12 protein-coding genes and 3 pseudogenes are annotated in these 10,739 nt (G+C 53.7%); 12 read left to right on the forward strand and 3 right to left on the reverse strand.

Annotated elements, in window-relative coordinates; all coding sequences use genetic code 11:
• Positions 1-25: 25 nt before the first annotated feature.
• The 3 genes from JFV26_RS06765 to JFV26_RS06775 are packed head-to-tail and all read left to right on the forward strand — an operon-like array spanning position 26 to position 1,716.
• On the forward strand, positions 26-235 hold the full coding sequence (locus JFV26_RS06765; protein ID WP_201190867.1) for a hypothetical protein: 210 nt from the start codon (positions 26-28) through the stop codon (positions 233-235).
• A 52-nt stretch (positions 236-287) separates the two neighbouring features.
• On the forward strand, positions 288-827 hold the full coding sequence (gene abiEi / locus JFV26_RS06770) for a type IV toxin-antitoxin system AbiEi family antitoxin (protein ID WP_274610329.1): 540 nt from the start codon (positions 288-290) through the stop codon (positions 825-827).
• Entirely contained in the window at positions 814-1,716 is a 903-nt protein-coding gene (locus tag JFV26_RS06775; protein ID WP_201190837.1) for a nucleotidyl transferase AbiEii/AbiGii toxin family protein, read from the forward strand. The genes abiEi and JFV26_RS06775 overlap by 14 nt, the downstream gene beginning before the upstream one ends.
• 77 nt (positions 1,717-1,793) lie before the next feature.
• On the opposite strand, the gene JFV26_RS06780 is transcribed toward JFV26_RS06775, so the two are convergent.
• Positions 1,794-1,955, reverse strand: coding sequence for a DUF6124 family protein (locus JFV26_RS06780; protein WP_446739901.1), 162 nt, complete (start codon positions 1,953-1,955; stop codon positions 1,794-1,796).
• Positions 1,956-2,922: 967 nt separating this feature from the next.
• Here JFV26_RS06780 and JFV26_RS06785 point away from each other — a divergent pair.
• The 6 genes and pseudogenes from JFV26_RS06785 (at position 2,923) to JFV26_RS06805 (ending at position 7,510) form a co-directional block, all read left to right on the forward strand.
• Complete coding sequence (locus tag JFV26_RS06785; RefSeq protein WP_201190841.1) at positions 2,923-3,396, forward strand: GNAT family N-acetyltransferase; 474 nt, start codon at positions 2,923-2,925, stop codon at positions 3,394-3,396.
• Between the two features lie 36 nt (positions 3,397-3,432).
• Positions 3,433-3,798 (forward strand): YceK/YidQ family lipoprotein, encoded by a 366-nt coding sequence (locus JFV26_RS06790; protein WP_242487758.1) that lies wholly within the window; start codon positions 3,433-3,435, stop codon positions 3,796-3,798.
• Positions 3,799-4,309: 511 nt separating this feature from the next.
• On the forward strand, positions 4,310-4,810 hold the full coding sequence (locus tag JFV26_RS06795; RefSeq protein ID WP_201190843.1) for a CS1 type fimbrial major subunit: 501 nt from the start codon (positions 4,310-4,312) through the stop codon (positions 4,808-4,810).
• Between the two features lie 109 nt (positions 4,811-4,919).
• A pseudogene (locus tag JFV26_RS33335) lies at positions 4,920-5,519 on the forward strand (pilus assembly protein PapC); the annotation flags it as partial.
• A 3-nt stretch (positions 5,520-5,522) separates the two neighbouring features.
• Positions 5,523-6,683 carry an ATP-binding protein gene (locus JFV26_RS06800; protein ID WP_242487759.1) on the forward strand — a complete coding sequence of 387 codons (1,161 nt, stop codon included), beginning with the start codon at positions 5,523-5,525 and terminating at the stop codon, positions 6,681-6,683.
• Between the two features lie 353 nt (positions 6,684-7,036).
• Positions 7,037-7,510, forward strand: a complete 474-nt coding sequence (locus JFV26_RS06805; RefSeq protein WP_201190847.1) for a type VI secretion system tube protein Hcp — start codon at positions 7,037-7,039, stop codon at positions 7,508-7,510.
• A gap of 47 nt (positions 7,511-7,557) precedes the next feature.
• On the opposite strand, the gene JFV26_RS06810 is transcribed toward JFV26_RS06805, so the two are convergent.
• Positions 7,558-7,968, reverse strand: coding sequence for a hypothetical protein (locus JFV26_RS06810; RefSeq protein WP_201190849.1), 411 nt, complete (start codon positions 7,966-7,968; stop codon positions 7,558-7,560).
• Positions 7,969-8,432: 464 nt separating this feature from the next.
• On the opposite strand from JFV26_RS06810, the gene JFV26_RS06815 reads away from it, so the two are divergent.
• The 3 genes and pseudogenes from JFV26_RS06815 to JFV26_RS06825 all read left to right on the forward strand — a co-directional run bounded on the left by JFV26_RS06815 (position 8,433) and on the right by JFV26_RS06825 (position 9,698).
• Positions 8,433-8,822: a response regulator gene (locus JFV26_RS06815; RefSeq protein ID WP_242487760.1), complete on the forward strand. Its 390-nt coding sequence runs from the start codon at positions 8,433-8,435 to the stop codon at positions 8,820-8,822.
• Positions 8,771-9,080: pseudogene (locus JFV26_RS06820) on the forward strand (transposase domain-containing protein); the annotation flags it as partial. The gene JFV26_RS06815 and the pseudogene JFV26_RS06820, both read left to right, overlap by 52 nt.
• A gap of 144 nt (positions 9,081-9,224) precedes the next feature.
• Positions 9,225-9,698, forward strand: coding sequence for a hypothetical protein (locus JFV26_RS06825; RefSeq protein ID WP_201190853.1), 474 nt, complete (start codon positions 9,225-9,227; stop codon positions 9,696-9,698).
• A 628-nt stretch (positions 9,699-10,326) separates the two neighbouring features.
• Here the strand turns inward: JFV26_RS06825 and JFV26_RS06830 are convergent.
• Positions 10,327-10,658 (reverse strand): annotated as a pseudogene (locus tag JFV26_RS06830) (hypothetical protein).
• Positions 10,659-10,739 lie beyond the last annotated feature (81 nt).

The following is a 10,739-nucleotide window of genomic DNA, read 5'->3' on the forward strand; positions in this document are numbered from 1 at the left end:
ACGGCGCCCGGAAACAAGGAGGCCTGTGCTTTCATTGCTGATTTCGCGGCTGCTGAGCTTCCTGATCGGCTGGGTATCCCAGCGCATGCGCATGTGCCTGGTCAACGCCGTCGGGCTACTGCTCAACCGCCGGCCGACGCTGTTCGTGTCACTGATTACAGGCGGCTTGGACTTTGGTTGCGCTGGAAGACCAGCGGTCTTTGAAAGAAACTCAACGGTAAGTTACATTAAGTGAAACCTTCTGTAGAGTCATTGGCATGCAGCCACACTCAAACTCCAGCCAGCCAATGGGACGACTTCTTCGGGAATTGACTCATTTGGCCAGTGAAGAGCGGTACCTGTTCACCCCGGACGATCTCCGGGCACTGGTCTCGGATATTTCCGACGGTGCCTATAAAACGCTGCTGAGCCGCGCCGCCTCGCAAGGTCATCTGACGCGAGTGTGCCGAGGGCTCTATCTGTTTGAGGCGACCCAGCCTTCAAGCGGTCTGGTGTTGTTTCATGCGGCGGCAAGGCTGCGTGCCATGCAGTTCAACTACATCAGCCTGGAAACAGCATTGAGTGATTGCGGCGTCATCTCACAGATCCCCATCAACTGGATCACGCTCATGTCATCCGGGCGCAGCAGCACCATTTCCTGTGGTCGGTGGGGCACGATTGAATTTGTGCACACTCGTCAGCCACCTCAGGATCTGCCTGGACAGTTGCACTACGACGCTCGTTGCCGATTATGGCGGGCAACACCGCAACAGGCATTGCGAGACATGAAAGTCGCGAAGCGGAACATGGATTTGATCGATTGGAGTGCTGCCAATGAGTTTGTTTGATGAACTGGTAGATGAAGCATTAAAGAACCAACAGGCTTTGGCACCCTTGCGGGTCGTGGTCGAAAAAGAATTGCTGCATCACGACATCATGCTCGCGCTGAGCGCTGCTGGAATGCTTGCCAGACTGACCTTCATCGGTGGCACCTGTTTGCGTGCCTGTTATGGCTCAAATCGTTTGAGCGAGGACTTGGACTTTACCGGCGGTGCCGACTTCAATCGTGAAAGCCTGACTGAGCTCACCCATGTGTGGGTCTCCACGCTTAAAACCAAATATGGCCTTGAGGTAGAGGTCGGCGAACCTGTCCGTGAGGAAGGCAACGTCGATACCTGGAAGTTGAAGGTTCAAACCCGCCCGGGCCGCAGGGATCTGCCGGCACAGCGCATCAACATCGATGTGTGTTCAATCCCGAGTTATCAACCTCGGCCAATGCAGTTGCTTAACCCGTATGGGGTCGACATGGGCACCAGTGGCCTGATCTTGCAGGCACAAACCCGTGAAGAAATTTACGCTGACAAAGTCGTGGCTTTTGCCCTGCGCCCTGACCGAATCAAGAACCGGGATCTCTGGGATCTGGTTTGGTTGCGCCAGCAGGGCATAACACCGCAATTGGAGTTGATCGCAAAAAAATTGGCCGATCACCATTGCGAGCAAAATGAGTTCCTGGCGTTGTTCAAGGGCCGTTCGACACAGCTGGATGCAGATCCGAAAGCCGTTATCGAGTTTCGCAAGGAAATGAATCGGTTCCTGCCGGCAGAGTTAGTCGCGCACACCGTGAACGAACCGGCGTTCTGGGCGTTTTTGGTTGGGCATATACGTGATTTGTATACGGCTACAGAGAAAGCGCTGCGCGGCGCTGAGGGCATTCAAGGCTTTGAATTCAAGATGTAAGCCCGAGTGACGGCAATATCAAAAATGGGCGACCTCAATGAGGTCGCCCATTTTCTTTTCCCGGCGAGTATGCCCGCTCAGTGGCAGACGGGGCTGACCGTCGACTGGGGAGCCTCCAGATTCTCCAGCGCTCGGTTGATCTGGATCTCGGCCAACCCCGCCAACTGCTGAATCGCCAGGACCACGCTGCGATGCGGGCCCTCGAGCTGGGCGGCCAGTCTGGTGGTCATGACGCTCAACAGGGTTTGAGATACAAGGTTTCAGCGGGCGTCAGATAAACGTTAACCCAGGGGCTTCAGAGAAGGAACTCTTGTACTCGCCTCATGCAGATTTTAAAGTTACGGCGCTTTCCCGCGAAAGCACGCATATAAATATAAAATTGGAGGAAGTAAGGGCGCATAAAGGCAGTAGAGTACCGATGATCTATTGAGTAACCGTTCCTTTATCCGAGCTATGTGAGCGTCTCCATTCCCCAAGTGTAGGTTATTCTCAGCATTTTTTTATATAAGCTCACGCTTGTCACCAGGCTGTTGATTGCAGCCTAGTCCTTTTGTGCACCCCGCGCCCTGGAAACCAATCATCCAATCCACGACAATTTGCGCGGCAATCGCGACCACATCGCTGCGCCCTCGCTCATACTTTTCCCTTATCTAGTAGTGGGTCGCCACGATCACTCGTGCGCGATCAACCGGCCAGACCAGCGCAATGCCATTCCCCGTATCGTAAACCCCCTCCGGTGTTGTCTGCCATTTTCCAGCCCGCAGGTACCCCCGCCCTAATTTGTGCGGCACCGATGGGCTTCGTCACCCGTCCTGCAGTTGAGCGCGGGGGCATCCTCCTGCGTCACCCTTTGCAAGTGTTTGCCCAGTGCGGTGGCGAGCCAAATGTGAGGCGACTTAATGAACGACTCATGAATAAATGCCCTTTGTGCGCCGAGAGTGACGGTGCTGAAAGTTAGCCTCAACGATTAAAACTACGCTGGCTTTGGCACGAGATTGAAGGCGGCTGCTTAAGTTTGGGGTTATTCCTATTTCCGGCGTGTGGCATTACTTGGTAGGGCTATTCAATATAGGGGGTAAGTCAGGTCTTTGCCGCTTCGGTAATATATGTACAACATATCCTATGTTGTTATATTGCCATCGGGTCGCTATTTTAATCGGCCATGTCGTAAGTTTTATCACTTAAGTGCTTTCCTCGGAGGAACTAATGAAGATCAGCCTGGCGCCAATGACCGCCGCCGCCTATGCATCGTTCAAGGCTTACAGCATCGCCGATTTTGCCGAGCAGATGCAGCGTACGGGGCAATGGCCCTCTGATCAGGCGCCGGCATTGGCCGCGCACAGCTTTGCCGAAGTATTACCTGAAGGCTTGTTGACCCCCGGCCACTATCTGTTCGAGATCCAGGACCTGACCTTGGGCGAAAGCGTCGGGGCGATCTGGGTGGGCGTGGTGGAAGAGCAACTGCGCGAAGGTTTTGTCTTCGACCTGGTGATCCATGAGTCTTTCCGCCGCCAGGGTTATGCACAGTTGGCCATGTTGCAGGTCGAAGCGTTCTTCAAGACCTTGAACGTGTCATCCATTGCCCTGGAAGTGTATGCCGACAATGTCGGGGCCCGCCGGCTTTATGATGAGTTGGGCTATCAGGTGACCAGTCAAAGCATGCGCAAGTCCCTGGAGTGATTTTACCCGCTTGGGCGTTGGCGGCTCTTGTGGGGGTTGAGTATTTTTATTGATTGGCTGGGGTTTAAACCTGTTATGAGATTTATATTAGTGGCTGTTTTAATGCTGGGTATTTCGGGCTGCGGTACTGTCAGCAGTGTTTTTTTCGATGACGAGTGGGTTGCGAGTTCACTTAAAGGCTACCAGACCCAATGTGACTCATTACCTCGGGCCTTCAGTGGTGTGGCCTATGACTTCTGTGTGCTGAATGGTCCTCCCCGGCATGAACCCGCCGATACAGTGTCGAATGTTAATGGCACACCATTGATTATTGTGGATTTTTTCCTGTCCGTCATATTTGACATTGTAGTGTTGCCCTATACCGTTTATGCCCAGGTGGTAAACGGTAATCTCGAGATTTAACACCTGCAGACGTTTGATTCCGCCGCCGCTGAAGATCTTCAAGTAGCGAGGCCGCCGGCGCCATTTTCAACCGTGTTCTGGATTTGGATGCGGGGGGCAGTGAAGCGTCGTCGGTTTCGGCATTGATTTTGTATAAATACTCTAAACTGAACAACTACTCTATTTTGTCGCTGCTTAGGGGGATATAGGCGTAGATTGGATAAGAGAAGTACTAGATTCAAGGGTGTGTAGTGCTCGTCTGTCAGAATTAATTGTAAGTAAAAACTGTAATTTTATTCTTGTTTGTTTTCTAGGACTTTTCCTAAAGGCGCTGTGATGTGCGCTGTTTATCTTTGTGGCGTCAAACAGCCAATAGGGAATATTCGTTATTTAACCGGTTTGAAATTTTTATAGGTGTGGTGGTTCGCCGTCTTGAACATCTTTAAGTTTGCCGTGGATCTAACGTGTCCGTTTTACCTGGCTGGATCGTTTTGACTTAACTAGCGATTATCTCAATCACAGGTAGTGAAAAATGTTTAGAAAACTTGCGTTCTCCCTTTCGTCAGTTGCTGTGCTGGTGAGTTCTTCCCTGGCCATGGCCGCGACGGAAGAGGCCATCACCATTCAACTCAAGGCCAATGTGCCGGGTGCGACTTTCCATGTTCGTCCGCCAGCGACAGAAGACTGGACCTCCGTTCAGGAAATTCGCTGGGATACCCAACGTAAGCAACTGGTTAACTGGAGTAAAAAACTCGAGGTCTTGAGTACTACGACCGGCATCAATGCCAAGCTCGTCGACGTACCGCAACTGATTAGCGGTTCCAACAGGATTAACCTGGAAGTGTTTGTCCACGATAAAAAAGTGGAGATCAATAGCGCCGAAGTGGTCAATGCTGCAGATGCCCTGGCGGGCCGCCAGGTAGCGTTTGAAATCAGGCCAGAGCAGACCACTGGCTCCACTCCTCATCCCGAAGGCGACTACACCGGCACCGTGGCGCTGATCTTCGAGCCGGGTGCTCCTTCCAATCCCTGATAGGCGGTGACTGTAAACGCTTGATTTGCGGTTGCATCACGCGGCTGGCGAGCCACTCAGCTCCGCCAGCCCGTTTTTAACTTTTCCGTTCGCCAAGAGAATTCCCTGCATGTTCCCGATGACGCCCATCGCGGCGGCGCTTGCACTTTTTTTCTGTGCCGGTGCGCTCGCGGCCCCCTCTGCCGTCGGCACCACGCCTCGCAGTTTAATGGCCCAGGCCAAGGGCCTGCCCAGTGAGTTCGAGGAGCATTTTTTTGATGTGCCGTTGGCCGTACGCGTCGAGCTTGACCAACAATTTCTCGGGGAAGCGATGATCGTGCTGTCGCGCGATGACCGCATCACCCTGCTGGAGTTTACCGACGTTGCCGACAGCCAGATCCCGGCCAATGAGCGCGACACCTGGGGCGCCTACCTGCAACAAGGCGTGCCGTTGGGCGCCTGTGCCGGCAGTTGCCCGGAACAGATGCTGGCCGTGCACTACAGCCTGGAAAACTCGCTGGTGTCGATCGCCACCGAGCACGCCGAGCGCGACACGCAGACCCCGCGTTTTTACGACCAGCCACGCGGAGGCAGCACCGGCCTGATCGTGCGCAACCAGGTGAACCTCAACGGCGGCCAGGAGCAGGACCTGGGCGGGCGCTACGGCCTGGAGGCCAGCGCCAGCCTCGGTAACTGGACCCAGAGCTTCAATATGCAACTGGCGCGCATGAGCATGTCGGTACAGCTGGGTTCGCCACTGTGGCTGGTCATCGACGCCCAGCGGGTACGTCAGGTGCTGATCAACCTGCTGTCCAATGCGATCAAGTTTACCGAGGAGGGACAGGTCCGCGTCGAGGCTGAACTGACTGTGGACCTGCTTGTGCCTACGACGGGTCGGCTACGTGTGGTGGTGTCGGACACCGGGGTGGGTATCTCCAGGCGCCAACAGCTGCGACTGTTCCAGGCGTTTTCCCAGGTGGACGAATCCGTCACGCGCAAGTTTGGCGGCACCGGTTTGGGACTGACGATCTGCGCCAGCCTGCTGAAGTTGATGGGCGGCTCCATTCGGCTGGAGAGCCAGTTCGGACGCGGTACCCAGGTCGAGGTGCTGTTGAGTGCACCCTTGGCGGCGCCGTTGAAAAACCCGCTGCACGACGGGCGTACCACTGCGCTGTCGACGGTGAGGCAGCGTGCGCTGAGTGTGCTGGTGGTGGAGGATCATCCGGAAAACCAGTTTGTGATCAAGCGCCAGCTGCAGGCGCTGGGGCACGGCGTTACCCAGGCAGAAACCGGGGCGCTGGGGCTCAGCCTGCATGCCCGTTCGAGGTTCGACATCATCCTGCTGGACTGCAACTTGCCAGACATCGATGGCTACGAATTTGCAGCGTGCGTTCGCCGGCGAGAGCTCGAGAGCCAGGAGCGTGTGCCGATCATTGCGATCTCGGCGCTGGTCGGCCCCGAGCACATGAATGTTTGTTTCGAGGCCGGTATGGACGGGGTACTGGCCAAGCCGTTGAGAATCGAACAACTGGGGCAAATCATTGACCTGTGGTGTGATGTCCAGCCTCTGGCGATGATCGATGCAGACGAGCCCCCGGGTGTTGAAGTTGATCTGCAACAGACATTTTTTGCGACCTCCAGCATAGACCTTGAGTATATGCTCCAGGCACTTGGCGCCAGTGACTGGCTTCAAGTCTCCCGCCTGGCCCATCGTATTTCCGGTGCCGCCATGATGCTCGGGGCGACCGATGTGGTCGCTGCCGCGCGCGAGGTCGAATACCTGGTATCAGAAGCCGGGGGCCCCGAGGGCATTGCCGCGGCTATCGAGCGTCTGCGAGCAACGGTTGACTGCTCGTCATGCTTCGAGACCGGGCCGGCAAACCGGTGTTATTGATAACAGCAAACGCGATCTGTAGCCGCTGGCGAAGCCTGCGTCCGACTGCGCAGCAGTCGTAAATCCTGCACACGCGGTGTGCCTGAAAGAACCGGGGCTGATCCGACGACTGCTGCGTCCGAACCGAAACGCAGGCTTCGCCAGCGGCTACAAAGAGCGTGTGTCACCTGAGATCTTCTTAACTGATCGGTATTATCCCTTGCCCCATCTTTAGGATCTTTCCTAGTGTGCTGTGTTACCGATTGAGGTTCTCTAGCCAACGCATGTATTCAGCCTGATGCTTTTAATGTGGAGGCAGCATAGGGGGCGTGTTTCTACATCCCGGTTCAGGTCAGCCGTCTACGGAGTGACGCATGATTTTATTGAGGTTCGAAAAACATATTAAAGGCAGCGCCAAAGTCGATAACTATATTGACTGGATCGAGGTTCAGACTTATGCCCTTAATACCACGCGCGACGCTCCGAACGGGAGCACTGAGTGTAATTCCAGCCAAGCCAGAATATCCGCGTTGATGCTGACCAAGGCGGCTGACCAGTCCTCGGCTGATTTGTGTTGCCTGTCGATATCCGGGGTTTCACTGGGCAAGGCTACGTTGCATATCATGCAGGCTGTGGGGGCCGACAATAATCTACAGCCGGTACTTGAAATAGAGTTAAGTGATTCGGTTATCAGTTCCTGGGCTATTCAAGGGTCCACGACAGCGGCCACTGTGGAGCTGATTTCCATCAGTTTTAAAAACATCAGTTATCGCTGCAGTGTGTTTTGCGGTTCGACAGCCTTGAGTGTGAAGAAGGTCTTCGACTTGCAGGCGCCGTCTGGAGGCTGATTTTCACGAATGACAGGGCGAAAGTTATTCGCCCTGTCAGGCGGGTTTTATTTAAAGCAGATCAGCATGAAGTTTTGAGAGGTATCGCCTGAAGGGCCTTTTTTGCCGATGTGCGATGTGATGACGGTGATGCGATCCTGCTTTGGTGCGGCACCCAGCTTAGCGACCCCATGGAGCAGATCATCTTCGCCCCCGCTGGCCGTCGTGGATGCAGAGCAAAAAGCCGGTGCCTGTTGATAGGTGTCGGGCTTGACATTAATTTCGTAAGTTGCGAACCAATCCTTTTGGGAAGAGTATTTCACGCTATCGATCCATTCCGACGACTGACTGAGTACTTTCCCTTCTTTGCTGATCGACGCGGTAAAATACGCATCTCCTGCATTGGCTGACAGTACCGTACAGCTGATGCTTAGTGCCGTCAGTATCCCTACATTTTTAAATATTTTACTTGGGTTCATCGTGTGCCTCGTTGAAAAGTGTGCCTGTTAAAATAGTGACAGGGGCCAAATAAAACTAGGCGGGTACAGGGTGGGGCGTCAATTACTGTAAAGTATCTAAATATAACAACTGAACAGGTTGAGTATTTGTTAAAGGCACCAGGATTGGTTTTGGTTATGGTCCATGTGGTCTGGTTAACGATTTTTATTTGATCGGATTTTCAAGTTCGGGGCAGCAGGTTGGTTTTCATCGTTCGGATGTCTGCATTTTTACCGGGCCATGGGACTAATCTTATATTTTAAAATTTTAGGAGTATTCCTATACTGTCTGGGGGCAGACTCTCTGTAGGCTTAGGTCTGTTTGATTTTTAGTCATGGTAACCTTGGGGAAGGTGTGGGCTTGTGCTCAAGAGTCGAGTGCCCATTCTGCTTGTCCTGAGGCAAAGGAATTTTTCATGGTTTCATTGTTTCGACCCATTCGCCTGATGGTGCTGGATGATCATGCGCTTATCCTGCAAGGCATCTCCGAGAATGTCAGGCAAGAGCGGGATATCACCGTGCTCGGGTATTTTACCCAGAGCCAGAAGTTGATCGACGCATTGAATCAACAGGAAGTGGATGTGGTCCTCATGGACTATTCCCTGAGTCCGGGCGAGGTGGACGGACTGAACTTGATCCGCGGCTTGCGGATCAAGTTTCCCAAGGTGAGCCTTCTGGTGATTTCCGCGCTGCATGCTCCGGCTACGGTGGCCATGGCGATGCGCTGCGGTGCAAAGGGTTTCCTGGGGAAGGAAACGGCAAAGGAGCAGTTACTGGTGGCGATTCAGGCAGCACTCGAGCTATGGATTACAGCCTCGAACGTTGGGCGGCGTTGAGTCTTTAATCTGAAAGACGGCACGCTACCAATAGATAACATCCACATCGAGAATCAGCTGCGGCCGTGACGCAAGAACCGGCTTTTTGCCGGGTCGTTGCGTGGTGCAAAACGCGCGGTTGCACTGATGAGCTTGATCCAGTCTGCCAAGTTCAACGGGCATGATCCGTCTGTTTATTTGAAGGGCGTGCTCACTCGCCTGCCCATGCAGCGGCCGAGTGAAATCGCAGAGTGGCTGCCACACCGTTGGCAGCAAGTTCAAGTGCGCAAGACTGGATGGTTGAGCGCGTACCGAACATCCGCATCGACACATTCTTTAAAGATTTCTTCAGGCCCGGAAATAACTCTGGCGCGCCTGAACTCGTAAACTCAGGCTTCCCAAAAAAGTTGTGGAGAATAAATAATGAAAATAAATTTGATGGGATTGATGTTCTTGACCGTCAGTATTCCGGCCCTGGCAGCTCCCACAGCACCGTCAATCGACGTCACGTTCGGTAAACCCACGCATATCCACCACCTCAACTATCAGAAGCTTTATGACGCCAAACCCTTCAGAGAGGCGACGCTCTATTACTACGAAAATGGGTTGTACAAAATCATTTCTCCGGGTGAAGAGCACTATGGCGTTTATGTCGTGAAAGGCGCCTTCACTGATCAACACTACGCCATCAGTTATATCTCGCTGCCCTCAGATGACTGGTACGGAAATGTGGCGCTGCATGACCTGACATTCGATGCCAAGACCGGCATCTTCGGACAGCAAGCCCACATCCCCAGCGACCAGAACATCCCCAAGCAGGACGGCACGTTCCAGCTTGAGAAAAATCATGAGGCTGACCCTCGTCCGATCAAGTGGCCCGTTACCGCTCAGCGATAAAGGTCATCCTGTGTCCGATCGGGTAGATGACTTAGCCAGCCGATGGACGCGGGGAGATTGCTGCGAGGTACGGTAATTGATTGGGCGGCCTCAAGGGCCAATGCCGATCAGTCAAGAAGATCTCAGGTGCCACACGCTCTTTGTAGCAGCTGGCGAAGCCTGCGTTCCGGTTCGGGCCGCGTTCGGACGCAGCAGTCGTGAAATCAGGCCGCGCGGTACTCCAGAAAGACCGCATGCTCAGGGTTTACGACTGCTGCGTCCGAACGCGGCCCGAACCGAAACGCAGGCTTCGCCAGCTGCTACAAAGAGCTGTGTCACCTGAGATCTTCTTGACTGATAGGCATTAGCCTCAAGGGCTTCGTATTTATTCAGTGGTGAATTGCCGCTCGACGTATCGAGCGAAGCGGTTAAGGACTGTTTGCCATTCCTCGCGTTGCTGATCTTCCGGTTGCGCTGAATCGGCGTCGAAAGTCTGATGAATCGTGATGCCTTTATCCGATGCGACAAAATCCATTCGAACCACGCGACCGTCGCTGTTTCGAAATTCAATCAGTCGGTTTAGTTCTATCTGTGTATAAGCGGCAGCGAAGTCGAACCCCAGGCCTGCGTCATTAGCCTTAATGTGCGCTTACATCGACTTGACCGATACCACTTCCACAAACCTGAATTTTTTCTGGCCGCCTTTGTGGCTTCTTGCTCTGCAACCAGGGAGCTCAGTGTATCGGCCTCATGTACGATCTCGTGCATCTTGCCTTCAAATTCATTTCCCACCCGCAACGTGACTTTCAGCCTGGGCGTGAAACCTTTTGAAACTTTCTTTTTGGTCGCGGTCTTTACCGGTTGCACGATCACGACATCCGGAACGATCTCTTGCACGTGTGGGATAATTTCCGGCGCAGGGGACTCAGGCTCACCGAATAGCGCCCGGCGCATCTCTTCTTCCGTTAATTCTGTATTCATCGCATTTCTCAGAAGGGCGTTATGTATAGCGTTCCCAATTCTATCAGTGTGGCTGAAATTTGTAGTAACGAATCGCGGGGT

The organism is Pseudomonas sp. TH31, assembly GCF_016650815.1.
Taxonomy (GTDB): Bacteria; Pseudomonadota; Gammaproteobacteria; order Pseudomonadales; family Pseudomonadaceae; genus Aquipseudomonas.